The organism is Candidatus Dadabacteria bacterium, from assembly GCA_026706695.1.
Taxonomy (GTDB): domain Bacteria; phylum Desulfobacterota_D; class UBA1144; order Nemesobacterales; family Nemesobacteraceae; genus Nemesobacter.
This window is the reverse complement of record JAPOYE010000047.1, coordinates 46,712-69,787: the sequence shown is the minus strand read 5'-3', so window position 1 is coordinate 69,787 and position 23,076 is coordinate 46,712. Positions and strand designations below refer to the sequence as shown.

General features: G+C 53.8%; 24 protein-coding genes, 2 tRNA genes and 1 pseudogene. 11 read left to right on the top strand and 16 right to left on the bottom strand.

Features of this window, described 5'->3' with window-relative positions; translation table 11 throughout:
• Positions 1-226: 226 nt before the first annotated feature.
• A complete protein-coding gene (locus OXG10_03585; protein MCY3826451.1) occupies positions 227-1,777 on the bottom strand; it encodes a 2-isopropylmalate synthase in 1,551 nt (516 codons plus the stop codon).
• A 98-nt stretch (positions 1,778-1,875) separates the two neighbouring features.
• Complete coding sequence (locus OXG10_03580; GenBank protein MCY3826450.1) at positions 1,876-2,142, bottom strand: Rdx family protein; 267 nt, start codon at positions 2,140-2,142, stop codon at positions 1,876-1,878.
• Between the two features lie 137 nt (positions 2,143-2,279).
• On the opposite strand from OXG10_03580, the gene OXG10_03575 reads away from it, so the two are divergent.
• The 3 genes from OXG10_03575 (at position 2,280) to OXG10_03565 (ending at position 7,472) form a co-directional block, all read left to right on the top strand.
• Complete coding sequence (locus tag OXG10_03575) at positions 2,280-2,657, top strand: cytochrome c (GenBank protein MCY3826449.1); 378 nt, start codon at positions 2,280-2,282, stop codon at positions 2,655-2,657.
• Between the two features lie 99 nt (positions 2,658-2,756).
• Positions 2,757-5,429: a phosphoesterase gene (locus tag OXG10_03570; GenBank protein MCY3826448.1), complete on the top strand. Its 2,673-nt coding sequence runs from the start codon at positions 2,757-2,759 to the stop codon at positions 5,427-5,429.
• 3 nt (positions 5,430-5,432) lie between these two features.
• Positions 5,433-7,472 (top strand): putative DNA binding domain-containing protein, encoded by a 2,040-nt coding sequence (locus tag OXG10_03565; GenBank protein MCY3826447.1) that lies wholly within the window; start codon positions 5,433-5,435, stop codon positions 7,470-7,472.
• Between the two features lie 278 nt (positions 7,473-7,750).
• Here OXG10_03565 and OXG10_03560 read toward each other — a convergent pair whose 3' ends face one another.
• The 3 genes from OXG10_03560 to OXG10_03550 all read right to left on the bottom strand — a co-directional run bounded on the left by OXG10_03560 (position 7,751) and on the right by OXG10_03550 (position 9,839).
• Entirely contained in the window at positions 7,751-8,020 is a 270-nt protein-coding gene (locus tag OXG10_03560; GenBank protein MCY3826446.1) for a hypothetical protein, read from the bottom strand.
• A 116-nt stretch (positions 8,021-8,136) separates the two neighbouring features.
• Positions 8,137-9,018 carry a nitroreductase family protein gene (locus OXG10_03555; protein MCY3826445.1) on the bottom strand — a complete coding sequence of 294 codons (882 nt, stop codon included), beginning with the start codon at positions 9,016-9,018 and terminating at the stop codon, positions 8,137-8,139.
• 56 nt (positions 9,019-9,074) lie between these two features.
• Complete coding sequence (locus tag OXG10_03550; GenBank protein MCY3826444.1) at positions 9,075-9,839, bottom strand: glucose 1-dehydrogenase; 765 nt, start codon at positions 9,837-9,839, stop codon at positions 9,075-9,077.
• Between the two features lie 189 nt (positions 9,840-10,028).
• Between OXG10_03550 and OXG10_03545 the strand changes: the two genes are divergently transcribed.
• The 3 genes from OXG10_03545 (at position 10,029) to OXG10_03535 (ending at position 11,757) form a co-directional block, all read left to right on the top strand.
• Entirely contained in the window at positions 10,029-10,451 is a 423-nt protein-coding gene (locus tag OXG10_03545; protein MCY3826443.1) for a nucleotidyltransferase substrate binding protein, read from the top strand.
• Positions 10,439-10,756, top strand: a complete 318-nt coding sequence (locus tag OXG10_03540) for a nucleotidyltransferase domain-containing protein (GenBank protein ID MCY3826442.1) — start codon at positions 10,439-10,441, stop codon at positions 10,754-10,756. The genes OXG10_03545 and OXG10_03540 overlap by 13 nt, the downstream gene beginning before the upstream one ends.
• A gap of 95 nt (positions 10,757-10,851) precedes the next feature.
• Positions 10,852-11,757, top strand: coding sequence for a carbon-nitrogen hydrolase family protein (locus OXG10_03535; protein MCY3826441.1), 906 nt, complete (start codon positions 10,852-10,854; stop codon positions 11,755-11,757).
• 245 nt (positions 11,758-12,002) lie between these two features.
• On the opposite strand, the pseudogene OXG10_03530 reads toward OXG10_03535, so the two are convergent.
• The 3 genes and pseudogenes from OXG10_03530 to OXG10_03520 all read right to left on the bottom strand — a co-directional run bounded on the left by OXG10_03530 (position 12,003) and on the right by OXG10_03520 (position 13,282).
• Positions 12,003-12,526 (bottom strand): annotated as a pseudogene (locus tag OXG10_03530) (mobile mystery protein B).
• 1 nt (position 12,527) lies between these two features.
• Entirely contained in the window at positions 12,528-12,977 is a 450-nt protein-coding gene (locus tag OXG10_03525; GenBank protein ID MCY3826440.1) for a mobile mystery protein A, read from the bottom strand.
• Positions 12,978-13,208: 231 nt separating this feature from the next.
• Positions 13,209-13,282 (bottom strand) — tRNA-Gln (locus OXG10_03520).
• 148 nt (positions 13,283-13,430) lie between these two features.
• On the opposite strand from OXG10_03520, the gene queF reads away from it, so the two are divergent.
• The 3 genes from queF to OXG10_03505 are packed head-to-tail and all read left to right on the top strand — an operon-like array spanning position 13,431 to position 16,660.
• On the top strand, positions 13,431-13,790 hold the full coding sequence (queF, locus tag OXG10_03515) for a preQ(1) synthase (protein MCY3826439.1): 360 nt from the start codon (positions 13,431-13,433) through the stop codon (positions 13,788-13,790).
• 21 nt (positions 13,791-13,811) lie between these two features.
• Positions 13,812-14,621 carry an ABC transporter permease gene (locus OXG10_03510; GenBank protein ID MCY3826438.1) on the top strand — a complete coding sequence of 270 codons (810 nt, stop codon included), beginning with the start codon at positions 13,812-13,814 and terminating at the stop codon, positions 14,619-14,621.
• Positions 14,621-16,660, top strand: a complete 2,040-nt coding sequence (locus OXG10_03505; protein ID MCY3826437.1) for a transglycosylase SLT domain-containing protein — start codon at positions 14,621-14,623, stop codon at positions 16,658-16,660. The genes OXG10_03510 and OXG10_03505 overlap by 1 nt, the downstream gene beginning before the upstream one ends.
• Here OXG10_03505 and hisH read toward each other — a convergent pair.
• From hisH to OXG10_03485, 4 genes are all read right to left on the bottom strand, one after another.
• Positions 16,609-17,229, bottom strand: a complete 621-nt coding sequence (hisH, locus tag OXG10_03500) for an imidazole glycerol phosphate synthase subunit HisH (protein MCY3826436.1) — start codon at positions 17,227-17,229, stop codon at positions 16,609-16,611. The two genes, OXG10_03505 and hisH, sit on opposite strands and share 52 nt — an antisense overlap.
• Complete coding sequence (gene hisB / locus OXG10_03495) at positions 17,229-17,816, bottom strand: imidazoleglycerol-phosphate dehydratase HisB (protein MCY3826435.1); 588 nt, start codon at positions 17,814-17,816, stop codon at positions 17,229-17,231. The genes hisH and hisB overlap by 1 nt, the downstream gene beginning before the upstream one ends.
• Positions 17,817-17,936: 120 nt before the next feature.
• Positions 17,937-18,260, bottom strand: coding sequence for a HigA family addiction module antitoxin (locus OXG10_03490; GenBank protein MCY3826434.1), 324 nt, complete (start codon positions 18,258-18,260; stop codon positions 17,937-17,939).
• 31 nt (positions 18,261-18,291) lie between these two features.
• Positions 18,292-18,570 (bottom strand): type II toxin-antitoxin system RelE/ParE family toxin, encoded by a 279-nt coding sequence (locus OXG10_03485; GenBank protein ID MCY3826433.1) that lies wholly within the window; start codon positions 18,568-18,570, stop codon positions 18,292-18,294.
• 142 nt (positions 18,571-18,712) lie between these two features.
• On the opposite strand from OXG10_03485, the gene cofC reads away from it, so the two are divergent.
• Together cofC and OXG10_03475 are read left to right on the top strand one after the other, a co-directional pair.
• Positions 18,713-19,387 carry a 2-phospho-L-lactate guanylyltransferase gene (gene cofC, locus OXG10_03480; protein MCY3826432.1) on the top strand — a complete coding sequence of 225 codons (675 nt, stop codon included), beginning with the start codon at positions 18,713-18,715 and terminating at the stop codon, positions 19,385-19,387.
• A 112-nt stretch (positions 19,388-19,499) separates the two neighbouring features.
• Positions 19,500-19,571: transfer RNA gene (locus tag OXG10_03475), tRNA-Met, on the top strand.
• An 8-nt stretch (positions 19,572-19,579) separates the two neighbouring features.
• Here OXG10_03475 and msrB read toward each other — a convergent pair.
• From msrB to pheA, 4 genes are read right to left on the bottom strand one after another with little or no spacing between them, the layout of a single operon-like run.
• Entirely contained in the window at positions 19,580-19,975 is a 396-nt protein-coding gene (gene msrB / locus OXG10_03470; GenBank protein MCY3826431.1) for a peptide-methionine (R)-S-oxide reductase MsrB, read from the bottom strand.
• 7 nt (positions 19,976-19,982) lie between these two features.
• Positions 19,983-20,837 (bottom strand): prephenate dehydrogenase/arogenate dehydrogenase family protein, encoded by an 855-nt coding sequence (locus OXG10_03465; protein MCY3826430.1) that lies wholly within the window; start codon positions 20,835-20,837, stop codon positions 19,983-19,985.
• Positions 20,834-21,919: a histidinol-phosphate transaminase gene (gene hisC, locus OXG10_03460; GenBank protein ID MCY3826429.1), complete on the bottom strand. Its 1,086-nt coding sequence runs from the start codon at positions 21,917-21,919 to the stop codon at positions 20,834-20,836. Before hisC ends, OXG10_03465 begins: the two co-directional genes overlap by 4 nt.
• 26 nt (positions 21,920-21,945) lie before the next feature.
• Positions 21,946-23,031 (bottom strand): prephenate dehydratase, encoded by a 1,086-nt coding sequence (pheA, locus tag OXG10_03455; protein MCY3826428.1) that lies wholly within the window; start codon positions 23,029-23,031, stop codon positions 21,946-21,948.
• Positions 23,032-23,076 lie beyond the last annotated feature (45 nt).

Sequence of the window (23,076 nt, the reverse complement as noted above, 5' to 3'; positions counted from 1 at the left end):
TTCTTTTTAACTGCCCGTAACTTTTTAATAAAACTTCCCCCCGTAACTAAAAGGGAATCACCCGGGGCCCCCCCCCCCCCCGAATTTGCCGACAAATCAAGCATTGCCATGCCGTGCCAAAGTCAGGAATGAGCAAGACCCGATATAAAACCGAGAACGTATTTTCCAAAAATCGTTTCGCAGACATCCGGCCACCCACGTCTCAACAGCCCGAAACCCGAACCATCTAAATTCCCTTAAGCTCAGAGCCCCGCCGCGGATGCTCCTTTCTCCAGCGAAGCCTGTTAAGCGCGCTTACAAAGGCCTTCGCGCTCGCTACGGAAATATCAGTGTCAACCCCCTGTCCCTGCGATATAACTCCCTCGTCAGATATCCTGACCGTGACCTCTCCCTGTGCGTCGGTTCCGCCGGTTATAGACGATACAGAAAAATTCTCAAGCCTGGGATCAAGTCCCGTCGCCTTCTTAACCGCCTTGAAAATCGCATCGACCGGCCCGGAGCCCGTCTCGCAAACTGATATCTCCTCCCCACCCGCCATGATCGTGACGCTCGCCTCGGGCGAGGTGTCCGTTCCGCCCGAGTAGTTTGCGGCCGCAAACTCGTAATAATCAGAGGAACGCAGGAACTCCTGGTTTATAAGAGCCTCTATATCCTCGTCGAAAACATACTTCTTCTTGTCGGCAAGCGCCTTGAACTTCGTAAACGCGTTCTCGAAAGCCTCTGGCTCCAAAACGTATCCGTACTCCTCCAGGCGGTCGCGAAACGCGTGGCGCCCCGAATGCTTGCCGAGCACTATCTGGTTAGAGGGAATCCCCACTTCCTGCGGGGTCATTATCTCGTAGGTGATGCTTTCCTTAAGCACCCCGTCCTGGTGGATGCCCGCCTCGTGGGCAAACGCGTTCGCACCCACGATCGCCTTGTTGGGCTGCACGTTAACCCCCGTTACCTGGGAAACTAGCCTGCTCGTTGGATATATCTGCGCCGTGTTTATCCCGAAAGTGTAGGGCTTCCTGTCGCTTCTCACGCTAAGACCCATGACTATTTCCTCAAGCGAGGCGTTGCCCGCCCTCTCCCCCAGGCCGTTAACCGTGCACTCGACCTGCCTCGCCCCTTCGCTTATGGCCGCGTGGGAGTTAGCCACCGCGAGGCCGAGATCGTTGTGGCAGTGGACGCTCAGGATCACGTCGTCCAGGTTCGGGACGTTTTTTACGAGCGTATGGATTATGCAGGCGAACTCCTCGGGGATCGTGTACCCGACCGTGTCGGGGATGTTGATGGTGGTGGCTCCCGAGCGGACGGCCACATCGACCGCGGTGCAGAGATAGTCGATGTCAGTTCGCGTCGCGTCCTCGCAGGAGAATTCGACGTTGTCGGTGTAGTTCCTCGCGTGCTTAACGGCGCCGCTTATCATCTCAAGAACCTGGTCCCTCGTTTTTCTTAACTTGTGCTTAAGGTGTATCTCAGAGGTGGCGATGAAGGTATGGATCCTCGGGCTCTCAGAGTGCTGAACGGCTTCCCAGCCGCGGTCTATGTCCTTTAAGTTCGCCCTGCAGAGCCCGGCTATCTGGCAGCCCTTTATCCTCTGCGCTATCTTCTTTACGGACCGGAAGTCCTCCTCGGAGGATATTGGAAACCCCGCTTCTATTATGTCCACTCCCAAGCGCTCAAGCTGATAGGCGACCCGGAGCTTCTCCTCAGAGGTCATGCTGCAGCCCGGGGCCTGCTCCCCGTCGCGAAGCGTCGTATCGAATATATGTATGTAGTTGTTGTCAGACATTCCCAAAAACCTTGCCTTTTGCCTTGCCGCAAAGGCAGATTTTTACACGCACCCGGCGCAGTTGTCAAAAACAATTCCGCGGGGAATACGCCCGGAGCTCAAAGCGAATCCGTGTGACCGAGGTCCATGCCCGGACACACGGCGTCCCGCACCGCGCGCTTCAGCTCCTTTATCTCGGGGAACCTTCCCGTCTCCTTTCGCGACCACACAAGCTCCCCGTCCGCGCGCACCTCGAAGATCCCGCCGCTTGAGGGAACGAGCGACACCCCGCCGAGCGCTTCCCCGAAAGTGCCGAGCAGCTCCTGCGCCATCCAGGCGGACCGCGGAAGCCAGCCGCAGCGCGCGCAGTACTTTATCTCTACCATTTCGCCTTTACCCCCTCGCCCGAGGCGCTCACGCAAAGCCGCCTCCACAGTTGATTATAAAGGCAAAAAAGATATACTCAAAGACGAGGGAAGCTTTTCCCCGAATCGAACTTTTTCCCGAAGAGAGGCCAAAGAAAATGAAAACCGGAATCCTGCTCGCAATGCTTGTTTTTTCCTGTGCGCTCTTTCTCCCACCCCACGCTTCCCGGGCTGCCGACAGCGCGAAGGGACAGGAAATCTACAATGTCTACTGCGCTACCTGCCACGGCCTCACGGGGCTTGGCGACGGAGTCGCGGCCGCCGCTCTCGACCCCAAGCCGAGGGACCTCTCGAGCGCCGCGACCCTCGAGACCTACACGGACGAGTACCTGGTTAACGTGATAACAAACGGCGGAGCCGCGGTCGGCAAATCCCCGATGATGACCGCCTGGGCCGGGATAATAAGTCCCGAGGACATAGACAACCTGGTGGCGCACATAAGGCAGAACCTCTGCAAGTGCGAGTACAAGAAGTAGGCGGGAAGCGGACTTTATCATAACTTCTTGAAACAGATATACTTTTCTGATGTATCATTCACGAAGCGTTAGACGTGACGACCGATAGAGACAGAAGTTATGAACACACAGTCTAAAGTCCTAAAAGAGGCAGTGGGTCTTCCAGGTGGTGCACGGTTCTATCGTTGTGCTCTGCAGGTTAACCCGTTTGCTTGCCTCAGTAGACATGACAAGAGAACTTCATTCCAATCCGAAGCTGAGTACAATCAGGCAATCGTAGAAAAATGTCTTGAAAAAAACATCGAGGTGATTGCGGTTACTGATCACTACAGAACGGAAGACTCTTTGGGATTAGTGAACTGCGCCCGCGAGAACGGCCTGTCGGCTTTCAGTGGATTTGAAGCTGTGGCAAAAGATGGTGTTCATTTTCTCTGTCTGTTCGATCAGGACAAGGAAAGCAATCTGGCAACGTATATAGGCGAGTGCGGTATTCACGACACCAGTCAGGAATCACCGACAGGGAAACTAGACTCTATGGAGCTTCTGGAGCATTCGAAAGCATGGGGCGCAATTTGCATTGCTGCGCATGTAGCAGGCGATGGAGGTTTGCTGAAAACGCTTTCCGGTAAATCGCGCATCAATGTCTGGAAATCACCGAACCTGCTTGCCTGCGCACTCCCAGGACCCGTCAGTTCCGCACCGGAAGGAATCAGGAGAATACTTGAAAACAAAGACGACAAGTACAGACGAAAATGTCCGCCAGCCATCATCAACGGGTCAGACGTGAACGATCCACAAGATCTCGAAAAAGATAGGGCATCGTGTTTTATCAAGATGTCGGAAGTATCTGTTGAAGCTCTCCGCCAAGCGTTCCTTGACCCAGAGTCGCGCGTAAGGCTGCACAGCGATACAAGCCCAGAACCCCATTCCGAGTTTCTTGCAATGACTTGGGAAGGGGGATTCTTAGGCGACACCTCGGTGCATTTCAACGGCAATCTCAACGTATTGGTCGGCGGGCGCGGCACAGGAAAATCCACGGCGATTGAAAGCATACGCTATGTGCTGAATCTCGAACCGCTCGGAGAAGAAGCCCGGAAGGCTCATGAAGGCATAGTTCGGCACGTGCTCAGTCCCGGTACGAAAATCTCAATGCTGGTGCGGTCTCATAAACCGTCCGAAACTTACTACACTATTGAACGCTCGGTACCGAATCCACCCATAGTAAAGGATGAAAATGGCGAGATCCTAGCCCTGTCTCCAGCAGAAGTGATACCTAGAGTGGAAGTGTTCGGTCAGCACGAAATCTCCGAACTTACCAAGAGCAGCGAAAAGCTGACTCTGCTTTTAGACCGCTTCGTGGAACACGACCCGTCCCTTTCCGGGCGCAAGGCTAAACTCCGCTTGGAGCTGGAGAGATCTAGAAACCGGATACTGGATGCGCGGCGCGAGATAGAAGCGCTTGATGAACGACTGGCAAAACTGCCCGGTCTTGAAGAAACGCAAAAGCGCTTTGTGAAGGTTGGGCTTGCGGAGCGACTCAAAGAAAAAAGTATGCTGGTCCGGGAGGAACGCTTGTTTTCCGAGGCTAAAGAGCGATTGGAACCGATACGCACGCTTTACAGTGAACTGATGGAGGAACTTCCGATCGACATGGCCTTCGTCTCCGATAAAGCACTTGAAGGATTGCCGAACGCCGAGATCTTGCTTGAAACGAAAACGGTTCTTGGATCCCTGAGCGGAAACCTCGCCAAAGTTGCTGGTCGATTTGCCAAGGCCGTCTCCGAAACAGATAAGGCGATAGCAGAAATCAAATCGCGCTGGGAGCAAAAACGAAATGCTATCGAAAAAACTTACGAAAAGCTATTGCGGGATCTCCAGAAATCAAAAATTGATGGTGCCGAGTTCATACAGTTGAGACATCAAATCGAGGAGTTGCGTCCTTTAAAAGACAAAGCCAAAACTCTTAAGCGTAACCTGTCCGCATACGAGTCGGACCGCCGAAAACTTCTCTCGGAATGGGAAGACCTCAAGAACAGCGAATATCGTGAGATTGCCAAGGCGTCCAGAAAAGTTTCAAAAAAACTGCATGGCCGAGTACGGGTTGATGTCAAGATGGCCGGAAACTACGACCCTTTTGAACAGCTATTGAGGGAAGTTGGGGGAAAACTCGTCGCTGCCTTCGAGAAACTGCGAGAAACTGATCAGTTGTCTCTCCAGGAATTCGCCGAGCAATGCCGAAAGGGCAAAGAAGCACTCATGGAAAAATATCGGTTTCCCCCAAGGGCTGCGGCGCGGATAGCAAAAGCCGGTCCCGGTCTGTTCATGAGGATTGAAGAATTGGAACTTCCGACTATAACCGAGATCGAACTGAACACGGCAGCAGAGGGGGAACCGGAGACATGGCAGAAGCTACAATCACTTTCCACGGGTCAGAAGGCCACGGCCATACTTCTGTTGCTCCTGCTTGAATCAAATTCCCCGCTTGTTGTTGATCAGCCGGAGGATGATCTTGATAACCGCTTCATCACCGAAAGCATAGTGCCGATCATGCGCACGGAGAAACAGCGCCGACAGTTCGTGTTCTCTACCCACAATGCAAATATTCCGGTTCTAGGCGATGCCGAACTGATCCTCGGCCTAGACGTATCGGGTAAAGCTGAGACGGGTCAAGCAGATATAGCAACTGAGCATATGGGTTCCATTGATTCTCAGCTGGTTCGAGAATTGGTTGAAGAAATTCTGGAAGGCGGCAAGGACGCTTTCGAGATGCGTCGCTCCAAGTACGGATTCTGAGACATGATAACACGAACAGAACTTCTGGAAATTATTGCCAACGGTGAGAATTCAGGCGTTGAGTTCAAACGCGACACCCTGCAAAACCACGATCTCGCGAAAGAACTTGTCGCTTTTTCCAATCTTGAGGGTGGCATCGTGCTTCTCGGCGTTGAAGATGACGGAAGCGTCACGGGCCTTGTCCGAGAGGGTCTTGAAGAATGGGTGATGAACACGTGCAGAGACAAAATCAGGCCGGCTATAATCCCGTATTTTGAAATCATTGAAGAAGTAGAACCAGGCAAAAATGTTGCGGTCGTACGCGTTCCTCAGGGTCTTTACGCACACAGCCGCTGGCACAATAACAGAACGGTCTGTTATATAAGAGTTGGTTCCCAAAGCCGTGAACCAACTCTTGAGGAGATGAGTCGTCTGTTCCAGCAAAGACATATGTTGCGCGTCGACTCCCGACCGATTTCGGGAACGACAATCAACGACTTGGACCGTCGTCGGCTTAAAGACTACTTCGGGCGTATTCTCCAGCGGGACTTTCCAGATGACGACGCGGGATGGATTACCCTGCTTTCAAACATGGAAATTATGGACGAAGATGTAGTAACGGTCGGCGGTATGCTGCTGTTCGGAACAACGCCGAACCGATATCTGCCGCAGGCAGGCATCAACGCCGTGGCGTTTGCAGGAACGGAAAAAGAATACGCTACAAGAGAACGGAAGCAGCTTCGAGGAGCCATGGCCCCGCTTATGGACAGCAAGGGCAACCTTCTGGAAACGGGCCTAGTAGAACAGTCCGTGGATTTCGTCCGGCGCAACACCTCCGTATCGGCCGTTCTTGAAGACGGTGCTCGCCGCGTGGAAAGGCCAACATACCCTGAGGATGCCGTCAGGGAAGCCATAGTAAACGCCTTGACACACAGAGACTACCTTCTATCGGGTACCGACATTGAACTGGCGGTTTATAGTGACAGACTGGAAATAACCTCGCCCGGAAAGCTCCCGAACGGGATAACACCGGAGAGCATGCGCGACGGAGCTCGGTCTTCCAGAAATCCACTGCTCAAAGATTTCATGCGAGATTACGGATACATGGAAAATCTTGGGATGGGGGTATCACGGAAAATCATAAAAGGGATGAAAGAACATAACGGTTCCAACCCCGACCTCATTGAAAAACACGAACGTTTCATGGTGCGGCTGCACTCGAGTAGAGTTCCAGGAACGCCGGAAAGAGAAGTGCCTGCCACAAGACAACGGCTGGAGACTTGGCATGAAGAAACGGAGAAGCGTTTCCTTGACCTGCTTTCCAAGGCTCAAGGTTCTATCTGGCCGTCGCTAAAAGATAATCGCTACCAGCTGAGTTACTTGATCTCTCCAGACGAGAAAAAATTTTCTCCGCGGCCGTTTCTCCAAGTCTTGGAAAAAGTGGTTAACGGAGTCCGCACCACGGTGTGGAAAGGCTGGAGCATGTTTGACCCGAAATTCCTGCAGAAAATCAAACCGGCACCCCGACCAAAGGAATCGGACGAAGGAGAATACTTGCTTGAGGGCAATTTTATGATTAACGATGTCGAACCACACGGCGCGGGTCTCTGGTTTCCGGAACTTCAGCGCGTCGCGCCCGATGGACGCATGAGCCTGATTAGGGCCTACAGGGAAGACAGGCCAGACAGCGTTGAAGAGCTTAGCCGAAGTGCTGGCACCTGGCTGTCTCCCGAAACAGTTATCCGGGAGACGGCGGAACTGGTCACTCACGCGATGTTGCTGGCAAAAGAGTTTAAAACGGCATCCCAAGTGAGTTTCCGCTGCACCTGGATGGGCCTCGGGAACCGGGAAATTTCTGATTTCAATCGTTCAGTTTATTATTCCCTGCGTCGCGTAGCGAAAGCGGACAAACTCACTACAGAGAAAACATGCGCCGTGGAGAAACTTGAAGATGAGTGGGCGACGGTTGTGTCAGATTTGGCTTGCCCGATACTCCAACTCTTTGGATTTGACCATTGCGGTCCAGACTTTGTCGAAAATATGAAATCAGAGTTCCTGCTATGAGGTATTGGAACGCTTGCGCCGACATGCTATTCAGAATCGCTTCAAGCCGATACCTTCCCCAAGCCGGATACGGTAGTCGCCTGCGAGCGATCCGGAGCGGGAACGACGCTACGACATCTCGACTCCGCCAAACTCGCGCACTGGCTGGAGGATTACGCGCTTGGGGATCTTTGGCGAATGGGCGAGCTGGGCGCAAACCCGTGAATGTCGCAATCTACATGGAAGGCGGCGGTCAAGGCAGAACCTCTGTAAGTGCGAGCACAGGAAATAGGGGAAATCTATCGGCTTGATAGCGGCGTTGTTCCTGGCAACATCTTTTTTTTCTCCGAGAACCTCTTCCTTATATCAATTACGGCTTGAGTGATCTCCGCGGGCAGGGATTCGAGTTCTTCGCCCGTCTCCGCCCGCACCGCGTGCCAGAGCGGTTCCATGGTTTCAGTCAGGACAGGATGGCTTTCCATTATCTGCCTGACAAAGGATTTTTTGGCAATAAGTTTTTTGGCAAAGGATTTATTGCCACAATGGAGACCACAAGTGGTGGCACACATAAAACAGAATCTCCGCAAGTGCGAGTACAAAAAGCAGTAGCACAAAAAAGCGCAGCCCCCTCGGGAGAAACCCCGAAGATAGCTGCGCCCTTCTCCTTATTATATATGGTTTTTTCTCAGACCCCTCTTTCCTCAAGGCCCGGGGGAAGCTCCCCGTAATAGGGAGAGTCCTCCTCGTACATCTCAAGTACCTTCTCCTTCGGCATGTCGCACATATCTTCCGTGAAACCGAACATCCTGCATATGTGACGAAGCTCCTCCTCCCTCCCCGGAAGCGGATCCATGGGCTGTATGAGTTTCTCCCCCTCAAGCTCCTTCCGCACGTCCTGGTCCTCGGCAAGCGGAGTTCCGTATTCGTTTGAGTGATAGAGCCTGTCGAACCTTTTCCTCGGTCTCTGCCCGGGGTCCTCGGCCGCATATCCCACCGTCATGAGCCAGATAGGGACTATGTTCTCCGGAGTCCCGAGAACCTTCGGGAACTCTGCCGGCTTTCTGCCCGTGGCTATAAGGCAGCACCCGAGTCCCAGGTCAGTGGCCGCGAGCATGGCGTTCGCTATTGCCTGGCCCGCCTCGACCCTCAGAAGATCCTCCGCCCTGTCCTTGGGAAAACTCATTAGCCTCGGATAGGTGTTCTCGGTAAGTATCTTGTAGGTCCAGCCGTGAGCGGCGGTTATGGCCCTCGCGGGAAACAGCACCTGGAAGGTCTGTATGAGCTCCTTGTACCAGGCGTCCAGGTTTATCAGCCACGCAACGATAATCGGGGCCTGGCGCAGGTGAATCTCGTTAAACGCGGATCCGCATTCAACTATCTTCTCGAATTTCTCCGGGGGATAGGTCCTTTTGTCTATGACTATCGCCTCGGTCGAGTTGCAGTTGCCCTGGCAGGAGCAGTACCGCGCCGCCTGGAGCATCTTCTGTATTTTCCAGTTCTCAACCTCCTTCCAGGGCTTATAGAACCTAAAGCTTCTCCTCGTGCCCATTGCTTCAAAAACTTCCATTGAAAATCCCTCCTTTGTCTCTGGTTTGTTCTCTAAAAGTTTCTCCCCCGCCGCACCTAAAGCGTGGTCCAGCCCCCGTCTATAACAAGATCGGAACCCGTAACGTACCGGGCCTCGTCCGAAGCCAGGTAGAGCACCGAGTGGGCCACCTCCTCCGCCTCGGCCCTTCTAACAAGGGGAATCATGTCGGCCGCTATCGCGTCGAGCTGCTCCTCCGCGTCCGGGGGGTTCCCCATGAACTCGGGGTCCATCTTGGTCTTTATGTAGCCGGGACAGACGGAATTTGTCCTTATGTTGTCCTTCGCGTGATCAAGGGCCATGCTCCTCGTTATCTGCCTCACGGCTCCCTTAGAGGCATTATACGCCACGCAGCCCTCCATCCCCACGATGCCGAGCACGCTTGAGTTGTTGATTATGGAGCCCCCGCCGTGCTTGGCCATGAGCGGAACCACGTACTTGCTTACGAGAAAGACCCCCTTCACGTTTATGTCGATCGTGCGGTCCCAAACCTCGTTAGAGGTAGTCACCACAGTGCCGCCCTCAAGTATCCCGGCGTTGTTAAACAGTATGTCGACCCTTCCGAAATCTCCGTAGAAGGCCTCTACCACCCTCTTTGCGTCCTCTTCTATGGAAACGTCACCCGGATAGGCCCTTATCTCCCCGGGTCCCGGGTTCTCAGAAACCACCTCGTCAAGCCTCTCCGCGGTTCTCGACATTATGCCCACGTTGGCGCCTTCTGCTGAGAACAAAAGCGCCGTAGCTTTTCCTATTCCCTCTCCCCCGCCCGTTATGAGCGCCGTTTTTCCATCAAGTCTTGCCATTTTTACCCCCTCGCTTCGGGTCAGAAACCCTGCTTTTTTTTAACTTCCGTTATATAATAACCCATTATGAGCAACGGGAAATCCTTTATGATAGGTGGAGTCCGGCTTCAGGTTCTTTCCGAAATCCTCCACCGCAGTCACGAGGAGCTTCGCCGGGAAGACAGGACTTGGCAATGAAGGATCGTTTTCATGATTGAATACGACAAATTTCAAAATTCCCTGAAACGCCTTGAGGAACAGTACGGAAATTACCGTGCCATAGAGAACTCTGACCTGGATTCGATAATGCGGGAAGCTGTGGCCGAGTCGGTCATACACAGGTTTGAGGTCTGTTACGACTGCCTATGGAAGGTGCTGAGACGCCACCTCGCAGAGGAACTCGGCGTTCCAGATGCCCCAAACAGCCCGAAACCTGTTTTCAGACTGGCCTTTGAAAACAACCTTCTCCCCTCACCGATCGAAAAATGGCTTGATTACGCAAACAGCCGCATCAATACAAGCCATGACTATGATGAGGGAAAGGCCAGAAGATGCCTTGGAATCATAAGCAGCTTTATTGACGATGCCACAGGTCTTTACGAAACAATGAGCGGAGAAACATGGAAACAGTAAAAGCTATTGATATCTCTTCTGAGCAGCGCGGCGTTCTTCTTGCGCTGCTTAAAAAGCATCTTCCGAATACCCGCGTCTGGGTATACGGTTCCCGCGCGAGGCTTGCCGCGAAAAAGAGTTCGGATCTCGACATGGTGGTATTTGCCGGAAGCGGACAGAGAAGACAGGTCGGCGATCTTCGGGAAGCTCTTGAACAGAGCGATCTTCCGTTTCGGGTGGACCTGTTCGTGTGGGATGACATGCCGGAGAGATTCCGGGAGAAAATTGAAGGTGACCACGTAACCCTTGTTTCCCCTGACCACTAAACGCAGGCGGGAGGGTCATGCTCTGGTTCCAAAGAGAGACGCAAACTCAAAATGAATCTGCATTTTCCCTGAGTTCCGTTGTATAATAACCCATTATGAGCAACGGAAAATCCTTCACGGCGGCTGCGGTGCAGGCAGCTCCCGTTTTTCTCGACAGAAAGGGCACGGTCGACAAGGTCCTCAGGCTTATAAAGGAAGCAGCGGGAAACGGGGCTGAACTCGTGGTTTTCCCCGAGGCCTTCATACCCACCTATCCCTACTGGCCGAAGGATCTCGGGTTCGGGGCCGAGAAAAAGCTCACCATGGACGCCCACGTCGAGCTACACAGAAACTCGGTCGAGGTTCCCGGGGAGGACACCAAAAGAATCGGCAATGCGGCGAAGCGGGCCAAGACCTGCGTCGTAATAGGGGTTAACGAAAAAGAGGGAGGAACCCTCTACAACACCATACTCTACTTCGGCAAGGACGGCTCCCTTCTCGGAAGGCACAGAAAGCTGATGTCGATTGACAGCGAGAAATGCGTATGGGCGAACGGAACCGCCGAGGACGTGAGGGTGTTTGACACCGAAATCGGGAAAATAGGGGGACTTTTCTGCTACGAGCACCACATGACCCTTGAGAAGTACGCGATGTTCACCAAGGGGGAGCAGGTGCACGTGGGTCTCTGGGGAGGACACTCGTTCGTTAAGGACACGATGGATTTCGCGAGCCGACAGTACGCGTTTGAGGGACAGGTGTTCGTCATAATCTCAGCCGGTTTCATAGAAGAGGATATGATTCCCGACTCCTTTCCCCTGAAGGAGCATACGATCTGGGATTACCCCGGGGGAAGCGGCATAATAAACCCCAGGGGACAGTACATAATCGGCCCCGTATACGGAAAGGAAGAGATTCTCTACGCGGAGATCGAGCTTGACCAGATAATAAGGGCAAAGACCGTAATAGACTCCGTGGGGCATTTCTCAAGGCCGGACATATTCCGATTCGAGATAATGGAGTGATGTTGCTTCGGGCAATCCGCCTTTATTTATTCAGTGATGTCCCATTCCCTGCCGACAGGCAAGGTCAAGTCCACACCCGGTGAGATAGTTACAGTACCCTTTAACGAACCGGAAATACGTGAGAAAAAACTGGATTCAGCCTCATCTTTAGGCTCGACCCGAGCGGGTTGTTTTTCTCCGTTCTCAGGTGACAGCTTGTGTCCAGACATTTCGGTAACTCCTTTACATGGTTAGTTTCTAATGAATTACGACTTAGCAAACGAAATCAGGGAATCATAGATACCAGAGTCAGCCTCACGCAGTGCCGCAATATAGCGTTCGCGGACATCTTCAGACGCAGTGAGGTCGGCACCACCGCCCCATGTGAGTTTTTCACCACCATATTTGGCAACTATTACATCGGCAAGCAAGCGCGCGTGTCGGCCGTTGCCGTTCGGAAAAAGGTGAATTTTCACTAACCGGTGATGAAAAATAACGGCCAGTTCAGTAACACCGTAGGTATTGTGTTCCAGCCAATAAGCGGCATCGTCCAGCAACTTGCGAAATTCGGTCTGGATGAGGGAATAGTTGACGCCGATGTTTTTGTCGGATTTTCGGTACTGACCTGCCCATTTCCAGACACGACCGAACATGCGCTTATGAAGGTTCAGGATAAATTTCTCCGCTCGAAACGGTCCAGATCTTCACGCATTAATATGGTGGGAACGAGATGTTCCTTCTCTTCCTCGCTAAGCGGGGTCTGGCCCTCTGTATAACGATACTGAACCATTTCAGTCCCACAGACTGATGGCAGGGTTGCGCACCAACTCATCAGCGATTTGGGCGGTTTTCTCCTGCCTGTCGCCTACATCCTGCGCTTCAAGCATCATGCTGTGGTCCACAGGATCAACGATATCACGAGCCTTTCTGAGCGCCTGCTTGCGCACGATGTTCCGCAAGGAGCCATCATTTGGAACAAAAACATAAACGAGCCTGCAATCCAATGCTTCAGCCGCCTTGCGAAGCGACCTAAGTGTAATCGCATCATTGATCTCGTTTTTCTCCAAACGAGCGGCGGATTGCTGTGTGATGCCTATACGTTCCGCCATCTGACGAACGCTCATGCCAAGCGAGGTGCGGACAGCACGAATCCAACCGCCAGAGGGACGGTCGCAAACATTCACTCTGGAAAGGTGGTCATCCAGCGTCTGCAATTGCATATACTTAAATTTGTTTGTCATATCACAGCCTATATTCTGTAAGTAAAACCAATGTTAACAGGATAAAAGCTGTAAGTCAAGGATAAAATTACAGAATATAATCTGTGACTAGATTTAGGCTTGATTTCCCAAAGCCCTTTGACAATAACGCTGAAAAGAATATAGAAGTGGCCAAATTTCTATATTTGCAGATATGTTCTGCTTGCTAAATCCCATTTTTTACAGAAACCAAAATTGTCAAAGACGAAAAGCTGGCTGGGGCACTAGGATTCGAACCTAGACTAGCGGATCCAGAGTCCGCTGTACTGCCGTTATACGATGCCCCAGAATGCGGAGAAAAGATTATTGACTCTAAACTCCGCGGTGTCAAACCAAAGCAAACTCCCGCGGCCGGGGTTGATTACCGGCTGACATCTGATAAATTAAGCGGATACGGAGGTGGCGCCCGCAAAGGCCGCGCGGCGTTTCTGGCCAATGGACGAACCGAGCCCGGAAATCCTCGAGACTTTCGAGAACAAAAACCCGGAGAGGGATTACGAAATCGAGATATCGTGTCCCGAGTTTACCTGCGTTTGCCCGAAAACGGGACAGCCGGACTTTGCGACCATCACAATAAAGTACGTGCCCGACAGGCTCTGCGTGGAACTTAAGTCCCTTAAGCTCTACATGTTCTCCTACAGGAACACGGGCGAGTTCCACGAGCACGTGACGAACAGGATCCTCAACGATTTCGTCTCCGCGTGCGATCCGAGGTCGGTCGAGGTGACGGGCGACTTCAACGTCCGCGGCGGAATAAAGACGGTAGTCCGGGCCTCACACAGAAAGGACGCCTGAGCGTCCCGGGCCCAAAACAGCATGTACGTAAAAACCCAGATAATAATCACGGGAACGATAATATTCCTTATAATTCTGGTCGCGATTTTCGCGCCCGCCCTCTCCCCCTACGAGTACGACCAGACGAATTTCGCAAACGCGCTTCGCGCCCCCGATTCCGTGCACCTCATGGGAACGGACCAGGAGGGACGCGATCTTCTGAGCAGGGTAATCCACGGCTCGAGGATATCGATAGCGGTCGCCGTCGGAACCGCCGCGATGGCGCTTGTCATCGGAACGGTTCTCGGAGCGGTCTCGGGATACGCCGGGGGGAAAACGGACGAGCTTATAATGCGCACGGTCGACGTGTTCTACGCCGTCCCGGACCTTCTGCTGATAGTCCTTCTGACGCTCGTTATCGGAACGGGGATTACGGGCATCGTAATATCTCTCGGGGTGATGTCGTGGATGAGGGTCGCGAGGATAGTGAGGGGAAGTGTTTTGCAGATAAAGTCGTTTGAGTACGTTGAGTCCGCAAGGGCGCTCGGGGCCTCGCCGCGTACCATTCTCGCAAGGCACATACTTCCGAACACGCTAAGTCCCCTCATAGTCACCGTCACGTTTTCAGTTCCTTACGCAATCCTCACGGAATCCACCCTCAGCTTTCTCGGCCTCGGGATATCTCCGCCTGAGGCGAGCTGGGGCACGCTTGCGAGCACCGGGTGGCAGGGAATAAGGACTTTCCCCCACCTTATAGTGTTTCCAAGCATCGCGATTTTCATAACGGCGCTTTCCTTTAATCTCTTCGGGGAAGGCATAAGAGACCTTCTGGCCACGGAGAACTCAAGGTGATGGATCCGAAAAAAGCAGCTCTCAGCGTCTTTCTCCTTGCCCTGCTTCTCCTCGCCGCCGCGGCCGAGGGCGCGCGCGCCAACCACGTCGACTGCGAAAAAGTCCTGCAATCCACCGAGAAAACCCTCGAGGCGTGGTTTCTCAAGGTTCACTGCCACGCCCGGGAGCGGCAGCACGCCGAGGTGCACGGGGCTCTCGCCGAGATAAAGGATAAGCTCATCTTTATAGAGGATTATCTGCTTTACTACGAAGCGGAGGCGGCTTTAGGCCTCGGGCAGAAGGAGAGGGCAGAGGCGCTTTTCCTGAAGATACTGAAACACCACCCGGACTCGGCGATCGGCCATGACGCCCGTGAGCGGCTTGCTGACATCCACCTCGAGAACGATCGTCACGCGGAGGCGGAAAAAACATACTCCCATCTTGCCCAGCGGACCGACAGCAGGTGGAAAAAAGCCGTTTACCTGAAAAACCTCGGCGAAATAAAGGAGAGACAGGGAGACTTCCCCGCGGCCTCCGAGATATTCGAGAGGATATGGGCAGAGCACCCGGAGGTAAGCTTCTCGGATTACGCATTCGAGCTTCACAAGAAAAACGGAAAAGTCTTTACCCCTTCGCCGCAGCAGTTTGAAAAAAGAGGGGACGTCATGTTCGAGGCCGGCAACTGGGAGGGGGCGCTTGAGGCCTTCTCCGGAGCGCCGCGAACAAACGCGGTAAGAACGAAAACCGGCATCTGCCTCTACAGGCTTTCCCGGTTTCCAGAAGCCCTGAAGGTATTCTCGGGGATTGATTCCCCGAAGGCCTTTTACTGGAGGGGCGTGACTCTCATGAGCATGGAGAAAGAAGAGGAGGCCATAGGCGTTTTCGAGAGACTCCACAGGCTAAACCCCAAAAGCTCCTGGACGTCCAAGTCGCTTCTTAAGGCTGCGAGGCTTCGCCACCTGCGCAACGAGCCTGAAGAGGCCCACCGGCTCTACCGCCTCGTTATCGAGAAATACCCCGGAAGGGAAGAGGCCCGGGAAAGCGCGTGGAACCTCGGGTGGATGCACTATAGTAAAAAGGAGTACGAAAAGGCCGCTGAGGCTTTCTCCGACCGCGCCTGGGCGAAGGGGAGGGACCGGGAGCGCTTTCTTTACTGGTACGCTAGGGCATCCGAGCGGGCGGGAGACAAGCCCGGGGCGCTGTTCGCGCTTGGAGAACTCGCCGGATCCCCGAAAATCACCTACTACTCGGCTCTCGCGAAGATGAGGCTCGGGGAAAACCTGCTTCACACCCCGCCTCCCGCCGCTGCCTGGTCGGGAAACCCTTTCGGGAAAAATCCCGCGCTCGAGAAATTTCTTTTCTTCGTCAAGGCCGGGGTATACGATCTTGCCCTTAGGGAAGCCGAGCTTCTGCGGCCCCGGGCGAAAACGCGCGCGCAGCGCCTCTACCTCGCCTCGCTTTACCTGCAGGCACAGGATTACAAAACCTCAATAACCCTGGCAAACGGCGTCAGGTCCCCCGAGGCGCTCCGCCTCTCCTTCCCGAAGGGCTTTGAGGAGCGGGTGAAGGTTTTTTCGCGCAAATACACGCTTGATGAGTTCCTGGTCTATTCCGTCATAAGAGAGGAAAGCCATTTTGACAAGGAGGCGGTTTCGGTTTCCGACGCCAGGGGGCTCATGCAGCTGCTTCCCTCGACGGCTCTTGAGACGGCACCCAAGGCGGGTCTTAGCAATTTCCAGGCTTCCCAGCTTTTCTCTCCCGACATAAACCTTGAACTGGGATGCTATTACCTGAGCTGGCTGCTTGAGATCTTCGAGGGCAACTTCGCCATAAGCCTAGCCGGCTATAACGGCGGCCCCACAAGCGCCAAGACGTGGTATGAGAAAAACGGGACGCTCGACATTGACGAGTTCATAGAGGAAATCCCCTTTGAGCAGTCAAGGAACTACGTAAAGAAAATCATAAGGAGCTACGCCGCTTACGAGGCGGTCTACGGAATGGAGAAGGATCAGTTCTCAAGGCAGAGCTTCGAGAAGTTCCTCAAGATCATGAGCCCGTAGTCGGAGCTTTTTTCAGGGTGGAACTGGAAGGCGGAAAGATTTCCCGATATGACCCCCGCCTCGAACTCGCCCCCATAGTCGGAAAGCAGAACATCCGCGCCGGGCTCATCCGAAACCACGTGGTAGGAGTGAACGAAGTAAAACCAGCTTTGCTGCGGTATCCCCTCGAGTATGCGAGTCTGCTCGGGCGCGCTCACCCTGTTCCAGCCCATGTGGGGCACCTTCAGTTTCTTTTCCTCGACACGGAACCGAACGACCTTCCCTTTGAGGATCCCAAGGCCCTCTTCTCCGGGAGCCTCTTCGCTTGATTCGAACAGGACCTGGAAGCCGAGGCATATGCCCAGAAAAGGCCGCCCGCTTTCGATAAAATCCTTTATTGGGCCGGTCATGGAGCGCTCGCGAAGGTTCCTCACGCAGTCGCCGAAAGCCCCGACCCCGGGAACCACGAGGCCGCTTGAGCCTTCTATGTCGCCCGGGTCCTCGGTAACGCGGACCTCTATGCCCTGGGAGGTAAAGCTCTTCTCGACGCTTCTTAAGTTCCCCATCCCGTAATCCACTATGGAAATCACTAGAGCGTCCCCTTGGTCGAGGGAATATCGTCGCGGCGCCCGTCAAGCGCCGAGGCTACATCCATGGATCTTCCCAGAGCCTTGAACATGCCCTCTATTATGTGGTGCAGGTTCGTTCCGTGGCGAAACTCGATGTGCAGGTTGCAGCGAAGCGAGTTCGTGAGGGACTTGAAGAACTCCTCGGCAAGCTCCGAGTCAAAGTCCCCGACCTTGCCAGCGGGAATCTCCCCCTTGAAAACAAAGCAGGGTCTGTCGCTGAGATCGACTGCCACAACAACAAGCGCGTCGTCAAAAGGGATTACGGCGTGCCCGTACCTAGTGATTCCCCTCTTGTCGCCCAGGGCTTCTGAGAAAGCTTCCCCGAGCGCTATCCCGACATCCTCCACGGTGTGGTGGAAATCAACGTCGATGTCCCCTTCGGCCTTGACCGTGAGGTCGAAGTAGCCGTGCTTTGCGAGCTGGCTCAGCATGTGGTCGAAAAACGGCACCCCCGTCGAGATATCGAATTTCCCGGTTCCGTCGAGATCAAGCTCGACGCTGGCGCTGACTTCGGATGTTTCTCTTTTTAAAACGGCTTTGCGGGTCATTGTTAGACTGGGCTCCTTTCTTCGCGGCGTAGCGGCTAGTTTCCGCTAATCATTCTATATACAGGGGTCTTTTATTGTCAATAAAGCCCAAGATAGCGTGTGCGAACCGGATTCTCTGTTTTACCCCGACTGCGGAGTCGTCCTCGCTTTTGATCCACGCTCTACAGAAACACGCTTTACCTTGATCTTCTCTTCTAACTCCTGCGTGTGGGCAAGATCAAATGCCAACTGCATGCCAAGCCAAGTTCTCGGAGTCGAACCAAATGCCTTCGACAATCTATAGGCCATTTCAACGGAAACGGATGCTTTTGCATTGACAAGATTGGAAAGCGTCTGGCGTGCAACCCCAAGCACTTTTGCGCACTCGGTAACCGATAGATTCAAGGGTTCCATACAATCCTCGCGTACGATAACGCCCGGATGTACAGGATCTTTCATTGCCATAATTTTTCTCCTTTAATCACATATGGACCATTCAATGATAATCCAAATAATTGACATCCACAGCATCGCCATCTTTGAACCGGAACGTGACCCGCCAGTTGCCCGAAACTGAAACAGCATAATAACCTTTTAACGAACCTTTGAGTCGGTGCAACTGGAAGCCGGGCAGATTCATATCTTCTGGTCCACTGCTTTGGTCCAACACAGTCAGTATACGCTTAAGTTTTGCAATGTGCTCAGGCGCGATTTTCGCCGGACGTTCACCTCTATATAAAGCCTTTAGACCACGATGACGAAACGATTTAATCACTCAAGCAGTGTAATGTGTCAAGTGACAAATGTCAATGCCCGAAGCAACACTTCAGAATCCCTCGGCTTTTCTGTTTTTCAAGCGATACTTTTATTGATACAATAGTGCGTGGTTGGAGACCCGCCACAGCGAGGTAGCAGTTTTGAAATTCATATTGGTTCCCGTAAAAGATCTTTCAAGGGCAAACGAAAGGCTTGCATCGGTGCTCAGCAACAAGCAGAGAACCGAACTTGCCTACGTGATGCTGGAAGACGTGTTCTCCGCGGTCGGCGAATCGAAGCTCGCTGATAACAAGGTCGTCGTTACTCTCGACAGGAAAGCGGAGAAAATGGCCCTTGAGGAAGGGTTTGACGTAATAAGGGAGGAGAGCCAGCTCGGGGAGAGCTCTTCGGTTGATCTTGCGATCCAGGTCTGCAGAAAAATGGGCGCAAAGTCCGTGCTCGTAATCCCGGGCGACGCCCCTTTAATAACCGGTGAGGACCTCGATTCCGTCCTTGAGAAAGAGAAGAAAGGCAAATCCGTGATCCTCGTTCCCTCAGAAGATGAGTTCGGCACAAACGCAATACTGAGAAAGCCTCCCGACAGCATACCTTCGATGTTCGGAAACGACAGTTTCAGGAAACACAGGGAGGAGGCCGAGCGTAGATACGTGCCCTGCGACGTCTACAGAAACTTCAATATCAGCATCGACATTGACGAGCCCGGGGACATAGAGACCTTCTCCCACCACGGCTCCCACACCAAGACCTACAGGAAGCTTCTGGAACTGGGACTAATAAAGGAAGAAGCGGGAAAAAACGGGGCGGCGGCCGGCTGATTTAGGCAGAACCGAGGCTACGTCAATTTCCCCTGAACCCTCGTGTCCGTGCGTTGAATCCTCATGGGGTTCCGGTATAATTTCCTGCTTTTCGAATTACCTTTTTTTAGGGGGCGGCGTAGCTCAGGGGTAGAGCGGGGCTCTCATAAGGCCTGTGTCGGTGGTTCGAACCCACCCGTCGCCACTTCCCTGCTACTCTTCTTCAAAATCCAAAGAGGCAGAATTTATGCAGTATCTAAGCCCTGTGGGCTTGGGGCCGTCGGGGAAAACATGTCCCAGGTGTGCGTCGCACTTTGAGCAGAGAACCTCCGTTCTCGTCATCCCGTGGGAATGATCGGTCTTCTCCTCTATGTTCTCCTGCGAGACGGGCTCCCAGAAGCTCGGCCATCCCGTGCCGGAATCGAACTTCTCTGAGAAACGGAAAAGCTTCTGCCCGCAGCACACGCAGGTATACATGCCCTTTTTGTGATGGTCGTGGTACTTTCCGGTAAAGGCCCTCTCGGTGCCCTTCTTCCTCGTGACAAGAAACTCCTCGGGGGAGAGCTCCTCCTGCCACTGCTCATCCGTTTTCTCTATCTTCTCAGACATTATCTTCTCACTCCCCGAGATTCTTCTTTGAATCCCAGGCTTCCTTCAAAAGAACTGTCAGATCTTCTACATTACCGGAGGCGATGGCTTTTTCAATTTCCCCGAGCTTTCCCGCGAAGCCGCGGATGGCGCCCAGCAGCGCCTCGCGGTTCTCGATAAAAATACCGGCCCACATCTCGGGGGAGCTGCCGGCGATCCTAGTGAAGTCGGCAAGGCCCCCGCCTGAAAAATCAAAAAGGTTTCTGTCTCCTCCCCCAGAAGCCACCGCGCTCACAAGCGAGTAGGCGACCGCATGGGGAAGATGGCTTACAAGCGAAAAGATCTCGTCATGGGATTCGGGATTCATCTCGACCACCTCGCTTCCAATGAGCGAAAAAAGTGTTTTCACCATGGAAAGAGCTTCGGGGTTTGTGCTTTCCGTGGGAGTGACAACGCATCTTTTCCCTGAAAAAAGACCGGGGTCAGACTCCATGACGCCGGATGTTTCCCTCCCCGCGATGGGATGGGCTCCGACAAAGCGGATATTCCGGGGGCCCTTTTCCATTTCCCTTACCAAAGAAGCCTTTACGCTTCCCACATCGCAAACCACCGTGCCGGGGGAAACGAATCCGGAAACTTCCCCGGCCACCTGCGCTATGGTGTCGACATAGGTAGCAACGACAACTATTTCTGACTCCGACATGCCGGGGCCGATTTCGGAAGCGCCTGAGTCCGTGATTCCGTTTTCAAGGGCGAAGCGGAGTGACTCCGCGTCCCGCTCGACCCCGAAGACTTCCCCAACTTCCCCCGATTCGCGAAGGGCAGCCGCAAGGGAGCCTCCTATCAGCCCGAGACCCACCACCGCTACTTTTTTAAAAGTCATCTTCCGAGAATTCTCCCAAGCGATTCAATGAATTTTTCGTTTTCGCTGTCGAGGCCGAAACTTACCCTCAGGTGTGTTTTAAGTCCGTAGCCGCCCACCGGTCTCGTTATGACCCCGTCGCGAAGAAGCGCCTCGTAAACCGGCATCGGATCCCTCTCGAGATCCACGAGAAGGAAATTTGTATGAGACTCCGTGTACCTGACCCCGAGCTCGCCCAGCTTCTCGCGCAAATACTCCTTTGCTGTGCGGTTAAGCTCCCTTGAGCGGGCGACGTGTCTATCGTCGTCAAGCGCTGCGCAGGCCGCCGCCTGCGCGGCCGAGTTCACGTTAAACGGCTCCCTTACCCGGTCCATGTAGGAAACCGCCTCCCTTGACGCAACCCCGTAGCCTACCCTGAGCCCCGCAAGACCGTAAATCTTGGAGAAGGTTCTCACCGTCACGAGCGATTCGCGGACCGAGTGGTAGCGAAGCGTGTCCGGATACTCGGGGTCGTCCACGTACTCGAAATAGGCCTCGTCCACGAGTATTAAAATATTCTCGGGAACCCGCTCGAGGAACCACTCGAGCTCATCCCTTCTCACTATCGTCCCGGTGGGGTTGTTCGGATTCGCGATGTAGATGATTTTCGTTTTCTCGGTCACTAGGGAAAGCATGTCCTTTAGGTCGTGTACAAGATCCGGCATCCGGGAGACGACGTGCGAGCACCCGAGCGACTGGGTGACGATCGGGTAAACGATAAACGCGTGGCGTCCGTAGATGGCCTCGTCCCCGGGCTCGAGAAAGGTCCTTGCGACGATCTCTATCACCTCGTTCGAGCCGTTGCCGATTACTATCGTGTCCTCGGGAACCCCAAGCTTCTCGGAAAGTTTCCGGCGGAGCTCAAAGCAGCCCCCGTCTGGATAAAGGTTTACCTTCGAGACGTGTTCTGAAAGCGCTTTTTTCGCAAGCGGGGAGGGGCCGAGGGGGTTTTCGTTCGAAGCCATCTTGGCCGCGCCCCGGATTCCGAGTTCCCGCTCGAGCTCCTCGATCGGCTTTCCCGGAATATAGGGAATAAGGTTCTTTACGCTTGCTCTTGGTTCCATGGGGGGTTCGTCCGCCAAGCCCGCCTTCATCCCGGTGTTTCGGCGGGATAGGATCCCAGCACTTTGAGGAAAACGCAGTTGGCTTCCACCCTCTCTAGGGCCTCCTTTACAGCCTCCTCTTCGCGGTGTCCCGAGAAGTCGGCGAAAAACACGTACTCCCACTGCCCGTCGCGCGAGGGTCTGGACTCGATTTTGGTGAGGTTTATGCCGGATTCGGAAAAGGGGAGAAAAAATGTCGCGTGAAGCGCTCCCGGCTCATCCTTGACGGAAAAGGCGATCGAAGTCTTGTCTTCTCCGCTCGGGGGAGGTTTCTCCCTTCCCACCACCACGAACCGGGTCGTGTTGCGCGGGCTGTCCTCTATGTAGCTCTGTATTGTCTTCAGGTTGTATATCGACCCTGAGAACTCGCTTGCGATCGCGGCGACGCTCTCGTCCCTCGCGGCTATTTTCGCCGCCGCCGCGGTGCTCGGGGTCTCAAGAAGCGCGACGCCGTAGAGGTTCGAGGCAATCCATTTCCTGCACTGCCCGAGGGCGTGGGGATGCGAGGCCACGGTCCTTATTTTACTGGCGTCTCCATCAATGGAGAGCAGGAAGTGTTCAATACGCTCGAAACACTCGGACGAGACGTCAAGGTCCCACCGGACGAGCATGTCAAGCACGTCCCCCACCGAGCCCTCAACCGAGTTCTCGACGGGTACTATGCCGAAATCGGCCCTCTGGCTGTGCACTTCCTCGAACACATCTTCGAGGCTGTTTACGGGAAAAAACTCCGAGGCGGCACCGAACTTCCGAAACGCCGCCTGGTTTGAGAAGCTGCCCGCGGGTCCGAGGTAGGCGACTTTCTCTTGGTGCTGAAGGGACCTGCAGCGTGATATTATCTCCCTGAAAATAAGAAGGACGTCCTCGTCGGAGAGGGGGCCGGTGTTGGTTTCCGCTATCTTGCCCTCCACCTCGCTTTCCCTGCTCCGGTCGTAAATTCCCAAAAGATCCTTTTTCTTGAGTGCGCTTACCTCTATCGCAAGCTCGGCCCGCTTGTTTACAAGTTCAAGCAGCTCGGAATCAATGGCGTCTATTTTTTTTCTTACGTCGGAAAGTTCTTTTTTGGAGTCCATTATCCAGTCTTAAGGAGAATATTTTTGAGAAGGATAGCGAGGGGG